This window comes from Mesorhizobium sp. SARCC-RB16n (assembly GCF_008520305.1).
Taxonomy (GTDB): Bacteria; Pseudomonadota; Alphaproteobacteria; order Rhizobiales; family Rhizobiaceae; genus Mesorhizobium.
Genome location: NZ_ML703269.1, coordinates 318781 through 338791 on the forward strand (window position 1 = coordinate 318781; position 20011 = coordinate 338791).

Here is a 20011-nt window from a genome sequence, read left to right on the forward strand (position 1 = left end):
TTTAACAATGCGGACTAGCGTGACCCCAACATAACAAGAAACTGCGGGCATCAGGGGTTTCGGTGTGAGGGGCAAGGCCATAACGATGATCGGCATCGCCGCCGTTTTCGGCGCGATCTCGATCTTTGCCGCGGATTTCTGGGTCAAGAGCCAGGCCAAGGCCGATGCCCAGGAGAAGACGGCCTCGATCGCCGCTCCGGCAGCACCCAAAATCGAGTTCAAGACCATCGTGGTTGCCAATGCGCCGTTGCGCTACGGCATGGAGCTCGACCGCGCCAAGCTCAGCGAAATCCCGTGGCCGCAGGATTCCCTTCCGCAGGGCGCCTTTGCCACCATCGATGGGTTGCTCGGCGAAGGCGGCCGGGTCGTGCTGTCGCCGATCGAGGTCAACGAGCCGGTACTGCTGACCAAGCTGTCGGGACCGAACGGCCGCGCAACGCTGTCCAATATGCTGACGCCCGGAATGCGGGCGGTCACCATCCGCACCGACGAGATCGCCGGCGTCGGTGGCTTCGTCACGCCGGGCGACCGGGTCGATGTCGTGCTGACCCGCGATGCCGGCGAAATCCAGGAAGTCGCCAAGAACGCGCAAGGCGCGGCCGGTTCGACCATCACCTCGGAGATCGTCGTTGCAGACGCCAAGGTGCTGAGCGTCGGGCAGGGCGCCGACGAGCGCCAGACGACGCCTCAGGTTGCCAATTCCGTGACCCTCGAGGTGACGACCGAAGGCGCGCAGAAAGTGGCGCTGGCCCGCACGGTCGGCACGCTGTCGCTGTCGCTGCGCTCCGCCAGCGAAGGCGGCGACGGCAAGAACGGCGTCACCACCATCTCTTCTTTCGGCGGATCTGTGGCTTCCAAGGCCGAGGCCGCCGCCGGCTCCTTGTTCGATGCCATCGCCAAGGAGCCAGAGAAGCCGAAATTCAAGACGGTCATCGTGACACGCGGCACGCAGGCCGAGGAATACAAGGTCCCTTCGCGGGACCAGAAGTAAAGACCGGCGGGGACCGGGCGGACGGGATCATGGTGATGCACACCCTATATCGAACAACGGATCGGTTGCGTTTCGTGCGCGCCCTGGCGATGGCGGCTTCACTGGCCGCGAGCGGCATGCTCGCCTTCGCCGGCGCGGCCAAGGCGGACAACGACATCGTCTATGTCTCGTCGACCAAGAATGCGTCGATCAAGGTCGCCAAGGGCAAGCCCAAGACGATCATGACGAGCGCGGCCTTCTACCAGATCGTCATCGGCGATCCGGAGATCGCCAACGTCAATCCGCTGACCGACAAATCCTTCTATGTGCTGGGCAACAATCTCGGCACGACCGGCATTGCGCTGTTCGACGAGAAAAAGCAGCTCGTCGGCACGGTCGACATCGAAGTGACGCTCGACACCGACCAATTGGCGAGCACCATCCGCGCCAGCGTGCCGGACGCCAAGATCAAGGTCGGCTCGGCCAATGGCCGCGTCGTGCTTTCGGGCGAGGCGGATGACGCGGTCGCCGCCGAAAAGGCCAACAAGATCGCCAGCCGCTTCTCCGGCAATGAGGAGGTGATCAATTCGGTCAACATCTCCTCGTCGCAGCAGGTTCAGCTCAATGTCCGCTTCGTCGAGATCAACCGGCAGGCCGGGCAGGACCTAGGTGCGAAATACAGCGCCAATTTCGCCTACGGCTTCGGCGGTCGCGATGTCTCTCTCGATCCGGGCTCGGTGCCGGCGGCCGGCACCGGCGAGATTATCGGCCGGCTGCTGTCCAATGGCGTCTCCATTGATATCGCCATCAAGGCGCTGGAGGAGCGCGGTCTTGCACGAAGGTTGGCCGAACCGAACCTGATTGCCCGTTCCGGCGAAACGGCGAGCTTTCTTGCCGGCGGCGAGTTCCCGATCCCGGTTTCCGAAGACAACGGCAAGATCTCCGTCAGTTACAAGAAATACGGCGTCAGCCTGGACTTTACGCCGACGGTGCTGAAGGACGGTCTGGTCAGCCTCGACATCGCGCCGGAAGTCTCCTCGATCGATGCGTCGGCGTCCTACAATATCGGCAGCATTTCGGTGCCGGGGTTCATCGTCCGCCGTGCCAAGACCTCGGTCGACCTGAAGAACGGCCAGAGCTTCATGATCGCCGGGCTGCTGCAGTCCCAGAACGACATCACCACGTCTCGCATTCCGGGTCTTGGCAAGATGCCGGTGCTGGGGTCGCTGTTCTCTTCGAAATCCTATCAGCGACGCGAGACCGACCTGGTCATCATCGTCACACCCTATTTGGTCAAGCCGGTCGATCCGTCGAAGAAAATGGCTGAACCGACCGACGGCACGCGGCCCGCCAGCAACGTCGACTATTTCCTCAACAACACCGAGGAGGTGAAGGCGTCGGACACCAGCCGTGCGCTGGCGCTGGCTGACGGCAGCGCCACGCGGGGCGCTGCCGCCACCAAGGTCGGCCATTTCCTCGACCTGCCGAAGGACTGAAGCCATGCGTCTGGTCCTGAGTTCGAGCATCGCGCTGCTTCTTGCCGGTTTGGCGAGCGGCTGCACCAGCGACGACTATGTGCGCAGCGAAGGCGTGACGACAGCCGCCGGTGAGGCGCAGGCCGCCAACACCGTCATGCAGATGGTCGACCCGTGGAAGCATGGCGTCCAGAACACGAGGCTTCTCGTGCCCGCCAAGCGCGGAACTGCCGGACCTGTCACACCCGATCAGGCGGCCGGCGCCAAGGCTGCGCAAACGACCACCGGCAACTGATCCAGACGGCATCGACCTCACAGGCGGCGAGAATGGCAAACAGCACCAAGAAGATCCTGCTCGTATCCACAGACCGGACTTTCGCGCAGGACACGAAGACGGCCTTTGCCGCCTCCGAGATCATCCAGCTCCTGACGGTTGAGAAGAACGTCACCGAGTTGCGCGGCGAGGTTCAGGAGGCCGAGTTCGGGGTCGTTATCGTCGACATGGACGCCGCGAAACTGGAAGAAATCGAGTCACTGCAGCGCGTCATGCGCCGGCTCGAGGGCAAGGCACCGGTGGTCGTCGTCACCCAGGAGTTCAACGCCGCCGCCGTGCGCATCCTGGTGCAGCTCAAGGTCGCCGACTTCCTGGTCAAGCCGATCACCACGGCCGATCTCGTGCGTTCAGTCGTGCGAGCGTTGCAGGGGCCTGGGCGCGAGGAAAACACAGAATCGCAGATCTATACCTTCATGCCTGCCGCCGGCGGCGTCGGCACCACGACACTGGCGCTGCAGACCGCGTTCCAGCTGCATCATTCGGTGACGCGCGGCGCCTCGACCTGCGTGGTCGACCTCAATTTCCAGCAAGGTGCCTGCGCGGAATATCTCGATCTGGAGCCGCGTTTCGACATCACCGAGATCGAGAACCAGCCCGAGCGCCTCGACCGGCAACTGCTCGACGTGATGCTGTCCAAGCACGCCAGCGGACTTTGCGTGCTGGCGGCACCGACCCATCCGGCCGAAATGCGTTCGTTCAAGACCGATGTCGTGGTGCGCATGCTGGACCTCGTTTCGGCCTATTTCGACAATGTCGTCATCGACATGCCGCGCACTTGGTTTCCGTGGACGGAAACGGTGCTGCTCGGTTCCAACAAGCTCTACATCGTTGCCGAAATGACGGTGCCGTGCCTGCGCCATACGCAGCGGCTGATCCAGGCCGTCTACGAGACCGCCGGCAAGGAAGTGAAGCCGAACGTGATCGTCAACCGTTTTGAGCAGAAGATGTTCGACAACGGCATCAAGCAGGCGGACGTCCAGGAAATCCTTGGCGAGCATTTTGTCGGTGGCATCGCCAACAACTATCGGCTGGTGCGCGAAGCAGTCGACCGCGGTGTGCCGCTGCACGAGATCGATCCCAATGCCAATGTCGTCAACGACCTGAAGAAAATCATTCTTCCGGAAGAGGCGGTCGCGACCGGGACCAAGTCGAGGTCATTGTTCGGCCTCGGCAGGGGCCTCTTGAAAAGGAAAGCTGGATGACCAGCCGTTTCTCAACCCTGCAGAATCGCGACGCGCGCCCGCAGCGACCGGTGGAACCGACACCGGTCGCGCATCATGCCGTTGTCATCCCGACCAGCCGGAAGGCTCTGCCGGCGAAACCAGAAGCAGCGCCGGCAAAGAATGCCAACAAGGTGCTCGATGCCCGTGTGCGCATTCACCGGATGCTGCTCGAGGAGATCAACCTTGTCGCGCTGGAGCGCTTGCCCAAGGACGAGATGCGCCGGCAGGTGCATGATTTCGTCTCGGAAAAGACCCGCCAGGAGCGGATGGCGATCAACACAGCCGAACTCGACGCGCTGGTCGACGATATCGTCGACGAGATGGTCGGCCTCGGTCCGCTCGAGCCGCTGCTCAAGGATCCCGACATCAACGATATTCTGATCAACGGCCACCAGAACTGCTTCGTCGAAAAGAAGGGCAAGCTGCAGCAGGTCCATATCCCGTTCAAGGACGAGGCGCATCTGCTCAGGATCGTCAACAAGATCGTGGCCGCCGTCGGCCGCCGCGTCGACGAATCGCAGCCAATGGTCGACGCTCGCATGCTGGACGGCTCGCGCTTCAACGCAGCCATTCGCCCGGTGGCCGTCGACGGCCCGCTGGTGTCAATCCGCAAGTTCTCCAAGAACAAGCTTGGCCTGCACAGGCTGGTCGAGTTCGGCGCCATCACGCAGAACATGGCTGAAGTGCTGGCGGCGGCCGTCCACGCCCGCAAGACGACGATCATTTCGGGCGGCACCGGCACCGGCAAGACGACGATGCTCAACGCGCTGTCGGCCTTCATTCCCGAAGACGAGCGGCTGATCACCATCGAGGACGCGGCGGAGCTTCAATTGCAGCAGCCACATGTCGCGCGCATGGAGACGCGCCCCGCCAACATCGAGGGCCACGGCGAACTGAAGCAACGCGACCTGGTCAAAAACGCGCTGCGCATGCGTCCCGACCGGGTCATCCTCGGCGAGTGCCGCGGCGAGGAAGCCTTCGACATGCTGCAGGCCATGAACACCGGCCACGAAGGCTCGATGGCGACCATCCACGCCAACACGCCGCGCGACTGCATTTCGCGCCTGGAGCAGATGCTGGGCATGACCGGCATGCCGATGACGGTGCAGTCGATCCGCAGCCAGATCGCCAGCGCCATCGACATCATCGTCCAACTGACCCGGCTTTCCGACGGCAAGCGCAAGGTGACAAGCGTCGCCGAGGTGACCGGCATGGAAGGCGATGTCATCCAGATGCAGGAGATCTTCCGCTTCGTGCGCACCGGCATGGAGGCCGATGGCAAGATCCTTGGCTACTACGAGGCGACCGGCATACGGCCGCGTTTCCTGGAAGATCTGCGCGCGATGGGCATCGAGTTTCCCGGACGTTATTTCGAACCCGGCCGGCCGCAGGAGTAGCCGGGGTGTTCGACGGGTTCAGCGCGATCTATGTCGTCTATGCCGGGGCCGCACTGACCGGCATCATGGTCGCCGAGGCGGTCTACCTGCTCTATGCCGGCCGCAGCGACAAGCGCACCGCCATCAACCGGCGCATGAAACTTCAGGAAAACAAGATCAGCCAGGAACAGGTTCTGATCCAGCTGCGCAAGGAGCGCGGTCTCGACGCGGGAACGTCGCTATTCTCGCCCGACCGGTTCCGCGCCTTGCGCACGCAGTCGGGCATGGTCATGCCGCTCTCGAAATTCCTGATGATCACCTGCGGTGTGGCGATGGCCGCTACGCTGGTCGCCATCTGGTACGGATTGCCGCTGCTGATGGGGCTCATCCTGTTCGTCATGCTGGTGCCGCTGCTGCCGGTCATGGCGATGCGCACCATGCGCAAGCGCAGGCTGAAGCGTTTCGGCATGCAGTTGCCGGAGGCGCTGGAACTGATCACGCGGGGCCTCAAGGCCGGTCATCCGGTCCCGGTGGCCATTGCCATGGTGTCGCGCGAGATGCCCGATCCGATCGGCACTGAATTCGGCGTCATTGCCGACGAAGTGACTTATGGTTCCGACCTTGTCTCGGCGCTGAATTCGTTGTTCGACCGGGTCGGCCAGGAAGATTTGCCTCTGTTCGTCACCGCCGTGTCGATCCAGACCAGTTCGGGCGGCAATCTGCGCGAAATCCTCGATGGGTTGTCGACGACGATCCGCGAACGCGGCAAGCTGCGCCGCAAGGTGCGCGCCATTTCGACGGAAGGCCGCCTGTCGGCCTACATTTTGACCGCCGTGCCGGCGCTGCTGTTCACTGCCATCATGGCCATGATGCCGGGATACTACAGCGACGTCTGGGGCGTGCCGAAAACCTGGTACATGATCGGCGGCTCGGTTACCTGGCTGATGCTGGGCAATCTGATCATGTTCAAGATGTCGAACTTCAAATTCTGACATGCAAAGCGTCATCGAATTCCTCGCCTCCCTCGCGCCGACCTCGCTGATACCGGTGGCCGTCCTGTTGCTGGCCGTGGGAGCCGCGGCGGTCGCGTGGCCGATGGTGGCGGCGAAGGGTGACCGCAACGAAGTCAAGCGCCGGCTCAAGGTCGACCACGGACCGGTGGTGGCCAAGCCCGAACCGGTGCAGAAGAAGAACAGCGGCGTCGTGCGCGAGAAAGCGGTGAAGAGGGCGCAGGAGTTCTATGCCAAGAGCGACCCGGAAAATGTCGCCCGCCTGCGTTTGAAGCTCATCCAGGCCGGTTATATGGAGCCGCGCGCCGTCGGCATGTTCTTCCTCATCCGGTTCTCGGCGATGATCGGCACGGCGTTCGCAGTTTTCGTGCTCAACCGGTGGATGGCCAGCCCGGACGCTACCATGACCAGCCGGTGGACCTTCATCATCCTGTCGGGCGCTGCCGGCTATTTCCTGCCGGGCCTCGTGCTGACCCAGAAGGTGCGGGAAAAGATGCGCGAATATCGCAACGGCTTCCCCGATTTCATGGACCTGATGATCGTCTGCTCCGATGCCGGCATGAGCATGGAAGCGGGTGTCGAGCGCGTTTCGAAAGAACTTGCCAAGACCTACCCATCGCTCAGCCAGAATCTGCAGCTCGTGTCGCTGGAGCTTCGGGCGGGGCGCAGCCTCGATGATGCGCTGAAGGCGCTCGCCGACCGCCTCAGCCTGGACGAGGTACGTTCCTTCGCCACGCTCCTGCAGCAGTCGAAGGAACTCGGTACCAGCCTGTCGGGCGCGCTCAGGGTATTTTCCGATGAAATGCGCCACAAGCGCATGTCATTGGCCGAGGAGAAGGCTCATGCCTTGCCGGCAAAGATGTCCGTGCCGGTCGTGGTCTGCATCCTGCCAGTGGTGCTGATGATCGCGGTCATTCCCATCATCGTCAAAATGACGGGCCACCACTAATTCGCGCCACGTCGAAACGGATTCGGGCGACATGCACGCATCCGTCGAAGTGATACATCGGGACCTGCAAAGTCCGCGAACAAACGAGAAGTCCATGCGAGTACTGTTGCCCGTCCTCTTGCTGGGTCTTGCCGCGGCGAGCTTGTCGCCCGCCCAGGCTGCGGCCGGCGATTGCGGCGATGCTGCCGCATTGGTGCAGCAGGCCTATCCGAAGGCTCGAAAGAGCGCCGACGGTGCCTCATTCACGCTCGATCCCCATACCAGCATCGCCTTGTCGCCTGCGGACAGCGATTCGCCATTCCGCCTAGTCTGCAAGATCTGGCCCGCCCATGACGATCTGCTGCTGGTCGCAGTGCCGCTGACCGACAGTGCGCAATCCAGCGACGACGGGCATGTTGGCGATATCGAGCTTCTGGTCGTCGACAGGAACAGCCTGCAGGTGCGCCAACGCTTGGTCCAGCCCGGGCTGTTGACCGACGACGCCATCGCTATCCGCAAGATCGAATTCGATACCGGCCGCTATAGGCTGGCGCCCGGTGTCACCGCGTTTGGCCTGCGTATTGAGATGGCAAATCATTCGCAGCCGAATCCCTTCAGCGAAACCGACCTGCGGCTCTATGCCGTTGCCGGCGATGCGCTGCGCATGGTGCTCGATGGCCTTGTCGTTGCCAATGATGGTGGCGAAGGTGATACCAATTGCGCGGGATCCTTTCATTCCGTTCAGGTCGGCCTGACGATAAGCCCGATGGTCCATCGCGGCTATCACGATATCATCGCGGTTGAGCGGACGGATACCGACGAGCCGTCTCCCGACAAGAATGGCGAGTGCCAGTCTCATCCGGGCAAGCCTGTGAACCGAACCTACCGGCTGCGCTATGACGGCAGCCGCTATCCGGTTCCGCGCAAGCTCAAGGCGCTAGAGCCATAAGGTTCTGCTGACATTGCAGCGTTGCGACCCGTGGTTAATGGCCGGTATCTTGGAACTTAGAAGTTAGCTGCATTTCGGCACCGAAGCTTAATCGCTGTGCGGTAGTGTCTTTCCCTGAAGAACGACCCGGCAAATCGGGCGACGGGGCAGGGCATGCGTCAGATAAAATTTGCGGCGGTGGCCACGATGGCAACCGTCCTGATGATCACCGGGTGCACGACGAACACCAACGTCGACACGACCAAGACCACCGCGATCCAGCCGGCAGCCAAGGATGTCGACACATCCGATCTGGCGGAAGGCAAGGCGCAATTTCGCGACGCCAACTATGGTCTTGCCGAACAGCATTTCCGCAAGGCCGTCGAGCTGAAGGCCGACAATGCGGAGGCCTGGATGGGGCTTGCCGCTTCCTACGACGAACTCGGCCGCTTCGACTTCGCCGACCGCGCCTATGGCCAGCTTCTGAAAGTCGCCGGCCGCAAACCCCAGATCGTCAATAATATGGGCTATTCCCAATTGTTGCGCGGCAACAAGAAGAAAGCCAGGGCGCTGTTGCTGGAGGCGAAGGCCGGCATGGCCGATCCCACCGTCGTCGACGCCAACCTCGCCTTGCTGAACAAGGGCTGATGCCGTCCTCGCGCCGGCCAAGGGTGCGATTTCGGCACAACTGGCATCGACGCTTTGTAAACCCTAACCGCAGCTTGGGTCGAAAGATCGGCTGAAAACCGTATCTGAAGGCTGCCGCTGACCTAGAATGCAGCGCAACCGCCGACGCTCGAGAGGCCCCCTTCCGATATGCTGGATTTCAGTTCCCTCCTGCTGGCAGCCGCTTTGTCGGGCATCTGTCTCAGTGCCACCATGTTCGCGATTTGGGTCACCGCGCCGCGGGCCGGGTTCGTGCTGACGGTGGCATGCGGCATTCTCGTACTCGTCGCGCATGTGATCCTGTTCTGGCGCTATACCAGGGAGCCCGATCCGCTGCTTTGCCAGATCGCGCTGGCGCTGCTCAGCCTGGGTTTTCTGATCCTCTGCATTTCGGCCATGCAGTATCTCGGTGTGCCGGACCATCGGCGTGCGATTGCGCCAACATTTGCCGCCATGGCTGTCTGTGCGGCCGTGACCCTCATGGGCCTTGACGGCGTCGGCTTCGTGATCACCTACGCGACGGTTACCGCGCTGCTATCGACGATCGGGGCCATGTTCTGGATCAACGGCAGCCACGATCGCCGCATCCTGCTGGTGGTTTCGTTCCTGAGCGGCACCTGTGCGCTGTCGTTTGCCCTTTGCGGCGTGGTTCTGATGGCCAAAGGGCAGTGGATGCTTGGTGTCGCGCCCGACAACTGGGCTGAACGCCTCAACTCAGTCGTGGCGGTGGCCTGCATGACCGGCCTCGGCGCGTTGACGCTCTCCCTCCACCATTTGCAGGCGCAGATCGAGCTGAAGGCCGAGACGATGACCGATCCGTTGACCGGGCTGATGAATCGTCGGGGTCTGACGTCGCTTTATGGCGAGCGCACCTTCGGCCCGTTCATGGCGATCGTCATGTTTGATCTCGATCACTTCAAGCGGACAAACGACATCTATGGACACCCGGTAGGGGACAAGGTCCTGTGTCGCTTCGCCGCCGTCATCAGGAAATATGCCAGGACCGGGGTCGACGCCTTTCGTCTGGGCGGCGAGGAGTTCGCAATCGTCATGTCGCGGATGACGGAAGAACGGGCCTATGATCTTGCCAGCAAGATCGGCGTCGCTTTCGGCACGGAAGTCGTGCCCACCCCGCTCGGTCCCTTGCGCAGCACGGTCAGCGGCGGGATTGGCTTCGGCGAGGCCGACGGCAGCACCCTCGACGAGGTGCTGGCCAGGGCCGACGCCACGCTCTATGCAGCCAAGCGCGCGGGGCGAAATTGCGTCATCAGCCGCAAAAAGACGGGCAACGCCGACCCAGTCCAGCCGGCCTTGCGCTCAGCGTAGCTATTCGGCCGCCCCCAGATAGTCCGACAGCGGCGGGCACGAGCAGACCAGGTTGCGGTCGCCGGCGACATTGTCGATGCGCGAAACCGGCGGCCAGTACTTTGCCGCTGTGTCGGCGTCGCCGGCGGGATAGGCCGCCTCCAGGCGCGAGTAAGGGTGGGTCCATTGACCGGCCAGCGCCTCGGCTGATGTGTGCGGTGCGTTGACCAGCGGATTGTCGGCCAGAGGCCATTCGCCCCTGGCCACTTTCGCCGCCTCGCCAGCAATGGCGATCATGGCCTCGCAGAAGCGGTCCAACTCGCGCTTGGGCTCGGACTCGGTCGGTTCGACCATCAGCGTGCCGGCGACCGGGAACGACATGGTCGGCGCGTGGAAACCATAGTCGATCAGGCGCTTGGCGATGTCCTCGACACTGATGCCGGCGCTCTCCTTGAGCACGCGGGTATCGAGGATGCATTCGTGGGCAACGCGATCGCTCCGGCCCTTGTAAAGCAGCGGGAAGTGCGGCGCGAGCCGTGTGGCCACGTAGTTTGCCGAAACGATCGCCGTCTCGGTCGCCTGCTTGAGGCCGGAAGCGCCCATCATGCGGATATACATCCAGGTGATCGGCAGGATGGAAGCGCTGCCGAAGGGGGCAGCGGCCACGGCATGCGCCGAGCCTTCGGTGACATGGCCGGGCAGATAGGGTTTCAGATGCGCCCTGACGCCGATCGGACCGACGCCTGGTCCGCCGCCGCCATGCGGGATGCAGAAGGTCTTGTGCAGGTTCATGTGGCAGACGTCGGCGCCGATGTCGCCCGGGCGGGCGAGGCCGACCAGGGCGTTGAGGTTGGCGCCGTCGAAATAGACCTGGCCGCCATGCTCATGGATGAGCGCGCAGAGGTGGCGCGCGCCTTCCTCATAGACGCCATGCGTGGACGGATATGTGAACATCAGCGCCGCGAGGTTCCTGGAATGCTCGTTGGCCTTGGCGCGCATATCGTCCATGTCGATGTTGCCGTCTTCCAGGCAACGAACGACGACGACGCTCATGCCGGCCATTGCGGCACTTGCCGGATTGGTGCCATGCGCGGAGGAAGGGATCAGGCAGACGGTGCGATGACCCTCGCCGCGCGAGCGGTGATAGGCACGGATGGCCAGCAGCCCGGCATATTCGCCCTGGCTGCCGGCATTGGGCTGCAAGGTCACGGCGTCGAAGCCGGTGATTTCCGACAGCCAGCCTTCCAGCTCGCCGATCATGGCGCGGTAGCCGGCCGAATGCGCTGGTGGCGCGAAGGGATGCAAATTGGCGATGCTTGGCCAACTCACCGGCATCATTTCCGCCGCGGCGTTGAGCTTCATGGTGCAGGAGCCCAGCGGGATCATGGCGCGGTCGAGCGCCAGGTCCTTGTCGGCCAGCCGGCGCAGGAAGCGCATCATCTCGGTTTCCGACTTGTTCTCGTGGAAGACCGGCTGGGTCAAAAACTCCTTGCCGCGCGGCTTGCCGGGCACCGTGCTGTCGGTGGAAGAAGCAGCCTTGGCGTCGAACAAGGCCGCGATCGCTTCGAGATCGGCATCGGTCGAGGTTTCGTCGAAACTGATGCCGACATGGTCGGCGTCGAGCACACGCAGCAGCCGGCCGGTCTTTTCGGCGGCGGCCGCGATCCGGGCGGCCTTGCCCTTGGCCTCCACGGTCACCGTGTCGAAACGGCTGGAGCCGAGCACTGATACCCCTGCCTTATCGAGGCCGCTTGCCAGGCGATTGGCAAGCGCATGGATGCGCCCCGCGATCGCCTGCAGGCCGGCCGGGCCATGCCAGATGGCGTAGGCGGTGGCCATATTGGCAAGCAGCGCCTGCGCGGTGCAGATGTTGGACGTCGCCTTGTCGCGGCGGATATGCTGCTCGCGCGTCTGCAAGGCGAGGCGATAGCCGGGGCGGCCCTTGCTGTCGGTCGATTGACCAACCAGGCGGCCGGGCATCAGTCGCGTCAGCTTGTCGGAGACGGCGCAATAGGCGGCGTGTGGGCCGCCGAAGCCCATCGGCACACCAAAACGCTGCATCGGGCCGACGGCAATGTCGGCGCCGAGTTTCGCCGGCGCGTCGGTCAGGGTCAGGCCAAGCGGGTCGGCGATGAAGACGACGATGGCGCCGGTGGCGCGTGCTTTTTCGATCGCCGCCTTGTGGTCGCCATAGACGCCAAATGTGTCCGGCCAGGAGACGAGCAGGGCGGCGGTGTTGTCGTCGATCATCTCGCCGTCGATCTCGATGCCGAGCGGCTCGGCGCGGGTGCGCACCACGTCCAGCGTCTGCGGGTGCGGCGTGCCGGCAAGTGCTACCTTGGTGCGCTTGTCGCGATGGTGGCGGAGCGCAATGCCGACCGCTTCGGCAACCGCTGTCGCCTCGTCGAGCAGTGAAGCCGATGCCACCGGCAGGCCGGTCAGTTCGGTGACCAGCGTCTGGAAGTTGAACAGCATTTCCAGCCGGCCCTGGCTGATCTCGGCCTGGTAAGGCGTGTAGGCGGTGTACCAGGCCGGATTCTCGAACAGATTGCGCTGGATGACCGGCGGCACGTGGACGCCGTGGTAACCGGCACCGATAAAGCTCTTAAGCACCGTGTTCTTCGCCATGGTCGCGGACAATTCGGCAAGCGCTTCGGCTTCGCTGGCTGGCGCGGGCAGCGCCAGCGGCTGGTCGAGGCGGATCGATCTCGGCACGGCCTGGCTGATCAGCGTCTCCACCGAGGGAACACCGATGACGGCAAGCATGGCTCTGACGTCGGTAAGGCCGGGTCCGATGTGGCGGGCCGAGAAGGGGTAGGGGGCAGCGGTCATGTCAATAAGTTCCTGATATCAGGCGATATGGGCTTTGTAGGCGGCCTCATCCATGAGGCTGGCGAGCTGGCTTTCGTCGGCGAGCTTCATCTTCCACAGCCAACCGGCGCCGGTTGCCGCCGAGTTGACCAGCGATGGGTCGGACGACAGCGTGCCGTTGGCCTCGGTGATTTCGCCGTCGACCGGCGCGTAGACGTCGGAGGCCGCCTTGACGGATTCGACTACGACGGCGGTATCGCCCTTGGCCAGCTTCTTTCCCGTTTCCGGCAGTTCCACAAAGACGAGGTCGCCGAGTTGCTCCTGCGCATAGTCCGTGATGCCGACTGTGGCGATGCCGCCCTCGACGCTGAGCCATTCGTGATCGGCGGTGAAATAGATCTTTGCCATAGGGTCTATCCTTTGCGGTAGCGATGAGGGGTGAAGGGCAGGGAACTGATATCGACGGGGATTTTCGTGCCACGCACGTCGGCGAAAACCCGTGTTCCGGGCTTGGCCAGCGGGGTGGCGACATAGCCCATGGCGACCGGATGGCCGACGGACGGGCCGAAGCCACCCGACGTGACGTGGCCGGCAGGATTGCCGTCGGCGTCGAACAGAGCAGCCCCGGCGCGCACCGGCTGGCGACCCTCCGGTTTTAAGCCGACGCGCTTTTGCGCCAGGCCCCGCTCCACGGCGGCGCGCAAGGCGTCGGCGCCGATGAAGGTGCCGGAGGCACGGATCTCTTTCGGGATTGCCCACATCAGCGCCGCCGCGGCCGGGTCGATCTCCGGCGTAATGTCCTGGCCATGCAGGCAGAGCCCGGCTTCCAGCCGCAGGCTGTCGCGCGCGGCAAGCCCGATCCAGAGTACGCGCTCGTCCCCGAGCAGTGAGGCGACGAGTTCTCTCGCATCGGCCTCCGGCAGGCCGATCTCGAAACCGTCCTCGCCGGTATAACCCGACCGGCTCATGAACCAGTTTTTTCGCGGCTCGATGCCATGCATGAACAGCAGCGAGCCCGTCTCGAGGCCGGCGCGAGAAAGTGCCGCCCAGGCTTCCGGGCCCTGGATCGCCAGGAAAACACGGTCGAGCGGTTCGACCTTGACATCGAAATTCGCGGCCAGCGCGCGCAAATGCTTTTCGTCGGCGACGGCATTGCCGGCATTGGCAACCACCATGAACCTTGTATCGCCGAGCCTGGTCACGATCAGGTCGTCGAGGATGCCGCCTGCCTCATTGAGGAAGAAGGTCAGCTTGGATTGCGTGATTTCGAGCGTGGCGGCGTCCAGCGGGCAGGCGCGGTCGAGCAGCGCAACTGCTTCCGGCCCGCTGACCTCGAACAGTTTCATATGCGAAATGTCGAACAGCCCCACATGTTCGCGGGTGTGAAGATGCTCTTTCATGACGCCGGCCGGATAGGTCAGCGGCATCGACCAGCCGGCAAAGGCGCCGAAGCGCGCACCGGCTGCAGCGTGGATATCTTCGAGGGGAAGGTGTTTATCGTCGCCCGTCATGTCGTCTCCAGAGTCGCACGCAATCGGTCGCGAATGGCGACCAGTCCGTGCCCCTCTGTCTGAAGCCTGAGAGACTCGCGCAGCCGGAACTCTGTCAGCGGCGCTTACACCTTCGGCGCGGGGGCAAGCCCCGACTTTCCAGAGTGTCTTTCCCGTCTACGGTTCTTTTGCCTGAGAGATTTCGGGCGATTTCCCCTTCGGCGGCAGCTCTCGCTGCTCTCTCCCGCAAACAGGTAGGACTCGAAGCCTGAGTCCTCGACGCGCCATCCATAGCCCGTCGGCGACACCTTGTCACCTCCCAGCGACATTGTTCTGACAAGTCTTCGCTAACCACGCCATTTGGCGGTTTTTCAAGATACTCCTGATATAGCAGGCCGATGTGACGCGTTGGGGCGGACGGGGACGACAGATGGGCGAATTGATCATGAGCACTCCGGTGGCGGGGCTGACTTCAAAGAACCGCATTGCTTCGGAGGATGTGGCGATGCTGCGCCGCGATGTGTTTGCCGACGGCGTGGTGACCCGGGGCGAAGCCGAGGCTTTGTTCGCGCTCGACCAGACGGCGCGCGAAAAGTGCGCGGACTGGGCGCCGTTCTTCGTCGAGGCGATCACCGACTATATCGTCCACCAGGAAAAGCCCTCGGGCTACATTTCGCAGGAGAATGCCGACTGGCTGGTCCGCACGATTTCGCGCGACGGCATGGTCGACAGCCGAACCGAACTCGAATTGCTGGTCCATGTGCTGGAAGAGGCGAAATCCTCGCCGAGCCGGCTTTGCGTCTACGCGCTTGAGCAGGTCGCCCATGCGGTCGTCGACGGCAAGGGACCGCTGATGCTCGGTGGTGCGCTGGTGCCGGGACTGATCGCCAGGGCCGAAGTCGAGCTTCTGCGCCGCATCCTCTACGCCCATGGCGGCGACGGCAACATCGCCATCACCCGCGCCGAGGCCGAGGTGCTGTTCAGGATCAACGAGCGGACAGCCCAGGCCAACAACGATCCGTCCTGGAACGACCTGTTCGTCAAGGCGATCGCGAATTTCGTCATGTGCTCGGCCGGCTACGAGGCACCCACCCGCGAGGTGGCGCTGCGCCAGGAAACCTTCCTTGATCATGCGGATCCGGAAATCGGCGGCTTCTTCAGCCGCATGGTTTCCGGTGGCCTTGCCGGCATCATCGAGGCCTACCGCTCGCCTGACGACATCGAGACCGAATGGGAAGCCAAGAACAGGGCGGCCGAGGCGCTGGCCCGCCGCGCCGAGACGATCGATGCCGGCGAAGCCAAATGGCTGGTCGGACACATCGGGGTGAACCGGCCTCTTTATGAGAATGAGCGAGCACTGCTGACCCTAATCAAGCATGCCTCGCCGGAGATACATCCGGCCCTGAAGCCGCTGCTCGATAAGGTTGCCTAAGCCGCGCCGGCCGCCGCTAGCGTTTTACAAAGAATGATATTGGAGTGGCGTTCGGGCCATCCCCGCGAGTTCGGCCATGCGCTCGAAGCCGGCCTTTTCATACAGGCCTGGTGCCTGGAAGTCGTGGCTGGAGACCCAGATCTTCTTGACGCCGCGATCCGGGGCGGGTGGCATCAAATGCCGCCATACCAGTCGTAGCCATTGTCTTCCCAATAGCCGCCGCGGCCGCCGCCGATATTGGCAAAGCCGTCGACCAGTTCGATCTTGGAGAGATACTTCGGCATCTTGTAGCCGAGCTGGCGCTCGACGCGCACGCGCAGCGGCGCGCCGTTCTCAACCGGCAGCGGTTTGCCGTTCACGCCATAGGCAAGGATGGTCTGGGGGTGGCGGGCATCGATCAGGTCGATGGTGCCGTAATATTTGATGTCGCCCGACAGGCTGCGGTCGATCGTGTCGAGGCAGTGGAACATGACATAGCGTGCCTGCGGCTTGACCACCGCCTGGTCGAGCACCAGCGCCAACGGCGTGCCGGTCCATTTGGCGATGCAGCTCCAGCCCTCGACGCAGTCGTGGCGCGTGATCTGAGTGCGGCTCGGCATGTTCATGAGCTGCTCGCGGGTAAGCGACAGTGGCTTTTCCACAAGGCCCGACACCTCCAGGCGCCAATCGGCGAAGTTGTTGGCGAGCAGATTCTTGTAGGTGTCGTCGTCGGGCGCGGTTACGCCGTTCGGCCGTTGCGGCTGACGGATATCTGCCTCGGTGAATTCCGGCGCCAGCGAATTGCCGCCGCCGAGCAACCGTTGTGCCCTGTGGGTCAGGCCATTGGCGTTTTCGAGGAAACTGCGCAGGCCGCTGCCGATGCTGAGCTGACTGTCGAAGGCATCGCAGCCCGACAGCATGATGCCGGAAGCGCCCAGGCTGGCGGCGGTCAGGAATTTCCGGCGGCTGATCTCAAATTTCGCCATGTCAGGCACTCCTCTCAGGCGTTTTGTCGTCATGCACGGGAGGATCGGTGCGGTACCAGCCCGTTATGATCGAGCGCAGTTCGTTGATCGGGCCTGCGGCAAGGATCATCAGGATGTGGATGACGAAGAAGGCGACCAGCAGAACCATGACGCTGAAATGAATGGTGCGTGCGGTCTGTCGGCCGCCGAGCAGGTCATTGAGAAACGGCAGCACCGAATCCATGCTCGGCGACATGGCGAGACCAGTGATGATCATCAGCGGCAAGAGCACGAACAGCACGCCGCCATAAGCCATTTTCTGCAGCGTGTTGTATTCGCGTGTGTGGTGGAATCTGAGCCTGGCGTGGTTGGCAATGTCCTGCGGCAGGCGTTTGAGGTCATCCAGGCGCGGCGCCAGATCACGGCGGATATGGCCGTTGATCAGGCCGGCAACCAGCCAGACCAGCAAGGTCGTCGTCAATATCCAGGCAAAGAAGAAATGGATGACGCGGGCGGTGCCGAGATCATAGTAGGAGGGGATGGTCGCCCAGGATGGGAAACCGCGCGCCGTCTCATTACCAGCCGGACCTGACCAGCCGAGGACGCCTGTCGTGTCGAAGCGGTGCCCGAGGATTTCGGTGTAACCGCGCGGACCGGCATTGGTGTTTTCGGCGCCGATTTGGAAAATGGTGTTATTATAGCCGAAGCCGGATTGCTTGCCGATGTAGAGCTGCGGCCGGGCATTGAAAATCTGCAGGCCGGACAGCAGCATGAAAAACAATGAGATCGCCCAGAGCCAGTGTGTCAGCCGCGTCCAGCGCGACTGCCGGTAGATCAATGTTTTCTCTTTTGAAGCGGGAACACCCGGTCCAATTTCGGGTTGGGCTCTGGCAACCGATTCCATCTTGTCTGATCTCCCGGCGTGCGGCTTGTCCCGCGCAGTCATTGTCCTCCTGATACGTCGCGATCCAAACCGATGTTTCATGCGATCACGGATTTATTACGGGCCGCCCAGGCTAACGGCGAGATTGACGGCCGCGGCGACGATGACGGTGTTGAAGAAGAACGACAGGATCGAGTGGACAAGCACGACACGACGCATATGCGTTGTCGAAATGTTTGTGTCGGCGGTCTGCGCCGTCATGCCGATGACGGTCGAGAAATAGAGGAAATCCCAACCCTCGGGGCGTTTGTCGCCGGGGAACAGCAGGCCGCCGACCGGGATTTTCTTCTTGGTCTCGGCGTCGACCGCGTCGCCGTCCATCCAGTAGACATGAGCATAATGGAGCGCCGCCATGGCATGGATGGTGAACCAGCCGAGCGGAATCGACAGCAGTGCGAAGCCGAGTTCGATCGGGTGACCTCCGTCCTTCCGATTGATCAGCAGGAACAGGGAGACAACGGCAACGCCGACGACAACGAGCGTCACCGCGAAGATGACCAACACCGGCTGATCTGTGGCGCGTGCATTCTTGCTGAGATATTTGCCGGTCAACTTGGGCATCTGGCTGACGACAAGAATGACGTAGGCTGCGAAAAATGCGTTGGCGCCGATTGAATAAGCGAGGGGGGCGTGCAGCAGCAACGCCACAAGCAGCGCAAACGCACCGAGACACGCCGATACAGCAAACAGCATGTGGCGCTGCACGGGGTTTTGCGCTGGGATTTCGGCAGCCATGGCGGTTCCGACCTTGGATGACGCTCGGTTCTACAGCGGTGTGGCGGATTTCAGCGCCCGCCGCAAGATACGGTCGAGTTCGCCGAGGAAGCGCGAGCGGTCCTGCGGCGCGAAGCTTGCATTGTAGCCCTTGCTTTCGCCGGTCTCGCGCAGATGCTGCTTGAGGTCCCGCATCGCCACCGCCATGCCGATCGTTTCAGTTGTGAAGGGCCGCCCGGTCGGTCCCAGCACATGCGCGCCGAGCGCCACTGTGCGGGCGGCAAGCGGAATGTCCGCCGTCACCACGATGTCGTTGGGCTTGGCGTTCTCGACGATCCAGTCGTCAGCGGCATCGGCGCCCTTGGAAACCACGACATTGCGGATCATCGGGTCGCGCGACGGCCGCAGGCCGCCGTTGGAGACGTAGGTTACGACGACCCCATGGCGCTCGGCGACCTTTTCTACCTCGGCCTTGACAGGGCAGGCATCGGCGTCGACGAGTATGGCTGGTGCAGGCATGGGCCTTCCAATGATCAAGGGCCGGATGTTTTCATCCGGCCCCATGGATAGTCAACTGATCGGCTGCTCAGGCCGGCAAGGCGCCGGACTTTTTCGCCGTCCAGGTGGCAATGTAGTCCATCAGGCCGGGGTTGAGGCAGTCATAGGGCTCCAGGCCGATTGTCTTCAGCCTGCCGCGAATGCCGTCCATGCGGCTCGGGTCGACACCGGATTCGATGATCGAGGAGACGAAGGCGGTGAAGCCCGGCGGCGACCAGCCGTCCTCCTCGAAGCGTTCGGGATGGATGAAGGACAGGCCCTTGAACGGATGGTCGCGCTCGACCGGTCCGTGCATGTGGACGCCGCATTGGGTGCAGGCATGACGCTGGATCAGCGCCGAGGGGTCGACCACCTTCAGCTTGTCGCCGTTCTCGGTGACGGTGACATCGCCGGTGCCGGCAACCGCCACCACCGAGAATACAGCACCTTCGGGCTTCCAGCATTTGGTGCAGCCGCAGGCGTGGTTGTGGGCGATCTGGCCCTTGACCTTCACCTTGACCGGCTTGCTGGCGCAGGCGCAGACCAGCGTGCCGCCGGCAAAGCTGGCACTTTCCCTGGGCAGGCCATTGTCGATCTTCGGATGCAGTTTCTCCGCCATTTTTCTCTCCTCCCATGTTTCACCACAGGGGTCGCTGGCCGGTTGGCTGGCGGCTTGTGGCTGTCTTTTAGTAAACCACGACACTCCGGATCGACTTGCCCTCATGCATGAGGTCGAATCCTTTGTTGATGTCCTCGAGCTTCAGCGTGTGGGTGATCATCGGGTCGATCTGAATTTTGCCGTCCATGTACCAGTCGACGATCTTCGGCACGTCGGTGCGGCCGCGCGCGCCGCCGAAGGCGGTGCCCATCCAGCTGCGTCCGGTGACCAGTTGGAACGGCCTGGTCGAAATCTCCTGGCCGGCGC

General features: G+C 62.9%; 19 protein-coding genes, 1 pseudogene and 1 riboswitch. Of the genes and pseudogenes, 11 read left to right on the forward strand and 9 right to left on the reverse strand.

The window, feature by feature from the left end:
* Positions 1-64 precede the first annotated feature (64 nt).
* The 10 genes from cpaB (at position 65) to C7I87_RS18280 (ending at position 10236) form a co-directional block, all read left to right on the forward strand.
* Positions 65-991, forward strand: a complete 927-nt coding sequence (cpaB, locus tag C7I87_RS18235) for a Flp pilus assembly protein CpaB (RefSeq protein ID WP_246696302.1) — start codon at positions 65-67, stop codon at positions 989-991.
* An 89-nt stretch (positions 992-1080) separates the two neighbouring features.
* Positions 1081-2466, forward strand: a complete 1386-nt coding sequence (locus C7I87_RS18240) for a type II and III secretion system protein family protein (RefSeq protein WP_246696305.1) — start codon at positions 1081-1083, stop codon at positions 2464-2466.
* 4 nt (positions 2467-2470) lie between these two features.
* Complete coding sequence (locus C7I87_RS18245; RefSeq protein WP_140760588.1) at positions 2471-2740, forward strand: hypothetical protein; 270 nt, start codon at positions 2471-2473, stop codon at positions 2738-2740.
* Positions 2741-2772: 32 nt separating this feature from the next.
* A complete protein-coding gene (locus C7I87_RS18250) occupies positions 2773-3981 on the forward strand; it encodes a CpaE/TadZ family protein (RefSeq protein WP_149905497.1) in 1209 nt (402 codons plus the stop codon).
* The gene (locus C7I87_RS18255; protein WP_149905498.1) at positions 3978-5399 is read left to right on the forward strand and encodes a TadA family conjugal transfer-associated ATPase; all 1422 of its coding nucleotides are present in this window, start codon (positions 3978-3980) and stop codon (positions 5397-5399) included. Before C7I87_RS18250 ends, C7I87_RS18255 begins: the two co-directional genes overlap by 4 nt.
* Before the next feature lie 5 nt (positions 5400-5404).
* Positions 5405-6370: a type II secretion system F family protein gene (locus C7I87_RS18260; RefSeq protein WP_149905499.1), complete on the forward strand. Its 966-nt coding sequence runs from the start codon at positions 5405-5407 to the stop codon at positions 6368-6370.
* 1 nt (position 6371) lies between these two features.
* Positions 6372-7337: a type II secretion system F family protein gene (locus C7I87_RS18265; RefSeq protein WP_149905500.1), complete on the forward strand. Its 966-nt coding sequence runs from the start codon at positions 6372-6374 to the stop codon at positions 7335-7337.
* A gap of 94 nt (positions 7338-7431) precedes the next feature.
* Positions 7432-8265: a PA3715 family protein gene (locus tag C7I87_RS18270; protein ID WP_149905501.1), complete on the forward strand. Its 834-nt coding sequence runs from the start codon at positions 7432-7434 to the stop codon at positions 8263-8265.
* A gap of 153 nt (positions 8266-8418) precedes the next feature.
* Entirely contained in the window at positions 8419-8892 is a 474-nt protein-coding gene (locus C7I87_RS18275; protein WP_149905502.1) for a hypothetical protein, read from the forward strand.
* Between the two features lie 231 nt (positions 8893-9123).
* Positions 9124-10236: a GGDEF domain-containing protein gene (locus C7I87_RS18280; RefSeq protein WP_246696303.1), complete on the forward strand. Its 1113-nt coding sequence runs from the start codon at positions 9124-9126 to the stop codon at positions 10234-10236.
* Here the strand turns inward: C7I87_RS18280 and gcvP are convergent, their stop codons facing one another.
* The 3 genes from gcvP to gcvT are packed head-to-tail and all read right to left on the reverse strand — an operon-like array spanning position 10237 to position 14537.
* Positions 10237-13047 (reverse strand): aminomethyl-transferring glycine dehydrogenase, encoded by a 2811-nt coding sequence (gene gcvP / locus C7I87_RS18285; RefSeq protein ID WP_149905504.1) that lies wholly within the window; start codon positions 13045-13047, stop codon positions 10237-10239. It lies immediately after the preceding gene.
* Positions 13048-13065: 18 nt separating this feature from the next.
* On the reverse strand, positions 13066-13434 hold the full coding sequence (gcvH, locus tag C7I87_RS18290) for a glycine cleavage system protein GcvH (RefSeq protein ID WP_149905505.1): 369 nt from the start codon (positions 13432-13434) through the stop codon (positions 13066-13068).
* A gap of 5 nt (positions 13435-13439) precedes the next feature.
* Positions 13440-14537 carry a glycine cleavage system aminomethyltransferase GcvT gene (gene gcvT, locus C7I87_RS18295; protein ID WP_149905506.1) on the reverse strand — a complete coding sequence of 366 codons (1098 nt, stop codon included), beginning with the start codon at positions 14535-14537 and terminating at the stop codon, positions 13440-13442.
* Positions 14538-14686: 149 nt separating this feature from the next.
* Positions 14687-14773, reverse strand: a riboswitch (glycine riboswitch).
* A 173-nt stretch (positions 14774-14946) separates the two neighbouring features.
* Between gcvT and C7I87_RS18300 the strand changes: the two genes are divergently transcribed.
* Complete coding sequence (locus C7I87_RS18300; RefSeq protein ID WP_149905507.1) at positions 14947-15948, forward strand: hypothetical protein; 1002 nt, start codon at positions 14947-14949, stop codon at positions 15946-15948.
* 173 nt (positions 15949-16121) lie between these two features.
* Here C7I87_RS18300 and C7I87_RS18310 read toward each other — a convergent pair whose 3' ends face one another.
* The 6 genes and pseudogenes from C7I87_RS18310 to C7I87_RS18335 form a co-directional block, all read right to left on the reverse strand.
* Positions 16122-16913, reverse strand: a complete 792-nt coding sequence (locus C7I87_RS18310) for a molybdopterin-binding protein (RefSeq protein WP_149905508.1) — start codon at positions 16911-16913, stop codon at positions 16122-16124.
* A 1-nt stretch (position 16914) separates the two neighbouring features.
* A complete protein-coding gene (locus C7I87_RS18315; protein WP_149905509.1) occupies positions 16915-17796 on the reverse strand; it encodes a cytochrome b/b6 domain-containing protein in 882 nt (293 codons plus the stop codon).
* Positions 17797-17892: 96 nt separating this feature from the next.
* Positions 17893-18570, reverse strand: coding sequence for a DUF1345 domain-containing protein (locus tag C7I87_RS18320; RefSeq protein WP_149905510.1), 678 nt, complete (start codon positions 18568-18570; stop codon positions 17893-17895).
* Positions 18571-18600: 30 nt separating this feature from the next.
* Positions 18601-19068, reverse strand: a complete 468-nt coding sequence (locus C7I87_RS18325) for a YaiI/YqxD family protein (RefSeq protein WP_149905511.1) — start codon at positions 19066-19068, stop codon at positions 18601-18603.
* Positions 19069-19135: 67 nt separating this feature from the next.
* Complete coding sequence (gene gfa, locus C7I87_RS18330; protein WP_149905512.1) at positions 19136-19705, reverse strand: S-(hydroxymethyl)glutathione synthase; 570 nt, start codon at positions 19703-19705, stop codon at positions 19136-19138.
* A 67-nt stretch (positions 19706-19772) separates the two neighbouring features.
* Positions 19773-20011: pseudogene (locus C7I87_RS18335) on the reverse strand (S-(hydroxymethyl)glutathione dehydrogenase); the annotation flags it as partial.

Coding starts and splice junctions, on each gene's coding strand:
- C7I87_RS18240 (WP_246696305.1), top strand. CDS start 1,081: ATGGCGGCTTCACTGGCCGCGAGCGGCATGCTCGCCTTCGCCGGCGCG.
- C7I87_RS18245 (WP_140760588.1), top strand. CDS start 2,471: ATGCGTCTGGTCCTGAGTTCGAGCATCGCGCTGCTTCTTGCCGGTTTG.
- C7I87_RS18250 (WP_149905497.1), top strand. CDS start 2,773: ATGGCAAACAGCACCAAGAAGATCCTGCTCGTATCCACAGACCGGACT.
- C7I87_RS18255 (WP_149905498.1), top strand. CDS start 3,978: ATGACCAGCCGTTTCTCAACCCTGCAGAATCGCGACGCGCGCCCGCAG.
- C7I87_RS18265 (WP_149905500.1), top strand. CDS start 6,372: ATGCAAAGCGTCATCGAATTCCTCGCCTCCCTCGCGCCGACCTCGCTG.
- C7I87_RS18270 (WP_149905501.1), top strand. CDS start 7,432: ATGCGAGTACTGTTGCCCGTCCTCTTGCTGGGTCTTGCCGCGGCGAGC.
- C7I87_RS18275 (WP_149905502.1), top strand. CDS start 8,419: ATGCGTCAGATAAAATTTGCGGCGGTGGCCACGATGGCAACCGTCCTG.
- C7I87_RS18280 (WP_246696303.1), top strand. CDS start 9,124: ATGTTCGCGATTTGGGTCACCGCGCCGCGGGCCGGGTTCGTGCTGACG.
- gcvP (WP_149905504.1), bottom strand. CDS start 13,047: ATGACCGCTGCCCCCTACCCCTTCTCGGCCCGCCACATCGGACCCGGC.
- gcvH (WP_149905505.1), bottom strand. CDS start 13,434: ATGGCAAAGATCTATTTCACCGCCGATCACGAATGGCTCAGCGTCGAG.
- gcvT (WP_149905506.1), bottom strand. CDS start 14,537: ATGACGGGCGACGATAAACACCTTCCCCTCGAAGATATCCACGCTGCA.
- C7I87_RS18300 (WP_149905507.1), top strand. CDS start 14,947: ATGGGCGAATTGATCATGAGCACTCCGGTGGCGGGGCTGACTTCAAAG.
- C7I87_RS18310 (WP_149905508.1), bottom strand. CDS start 16,913: ATGGCGAAATTTGAGATCAGCCGCCGGAAATTCCTGACCGCCGCCAGC.
- C7I87_RS18315 (WP_149905509.1), bottom strand. CDS start 17,796: ATGGAATCGGTTGCCAGAGCCCAACCCGAAATTGGACCGGGTGTTCCC.
- C7I87_RS18320 (WP_149905510.1), bottom strand. CDS start 18,570: ATGGCTGCCGAAATCCCAGCGCAAAACCCCGTGCAGCGCCACATGCTG.
- C7I87_RS18325 (WP_149905511.1), bottom strand. CDS start 19,068: ATGCCTGCACCAGCCATACTCGTCGACGCCGATGCCTGCCCTGTCAAG.
- gfa (WP_149905512.1), bottom strand. CDS start 19,705: ATGGCGGAGAAACTGCATCCGAAGATCGACAATGGCCTGCCCAGGGAA.